This is a genomic window from Vibrio sp. 2033 (assembly GCF_033339735.1).
On record NZ_JAWOVC010000353.1, the window covers coordinates 1 to 701 of the forward strand.

Consider the following 701-nt stretch of genomic DNA (forward strand, 5'->3'; position numbering starts at 1 on the left):
TGGTTTTCTCATCACCATGGGCTTGATTCGTAAGATCATCGTGCGACCAATTCAAAAAACCTCGCACTTTATGTCGAACGTTAGTGCCAGCAAAGATCTCTCCCAGAGACTTGTCCATAAACAAAATGACGAAGTTGGCCAACTTTCCCAATCTATTAATTCCTTTATGGATACCGTTTCGGAAAGTCTTGAGCGCGTGCAAGACACCTCCCACTCGTTAGCAGGGTCTGCGGGTCGTCTCACCGACGTTGCTCAATCCACTGATGAAGCAGCAAACAATCAGCAATTAGAAACCAATGAAGTGCAAAACAACATTATTGATATGTTGCAGCAGCAAGTCGTGGTAGAAGAGGCAACAATCAACGCAACGACGTTAGTAAACCACACCGTTGACGTAGCCACAAACAGCGCCAGCCAAGCGCACAATGTCAGCGAAGACATCAAGAACTTAGTCAGCGACATTGAACAAGTGCGTGAGAAGATTACGTCTCTAAATCAGAGAACCGAAGAAGTTTCCTCAATACTCGGTGTGATCAAAGGCATCGCCGAACAAACTAACCTACTCGCTCTAAACGCAGCAATCGAAGCGGCACGCGCCGGAGAGCAAGGTCGTGGCTTTGCAGTCGTTGCCGATGAAGTGAGAAATCTGGCCTCACGTACCGCCGAAGCCACCAGCAACATTGAAAGCATCATTTCCCAAT

General features: G+C 47.5%; 1 protein-coding gene. It reads left to right on the forward strand.

Annotated features, from left to right (window positions below):
- The coding region (locus tag R7P74_RS26550; RefSeq protein ID WP_318123637.1) for a methyl-accepting chemotaxis protein at nucleotides 1-701 on the forward strand (701 nt) is incomplete at both ends.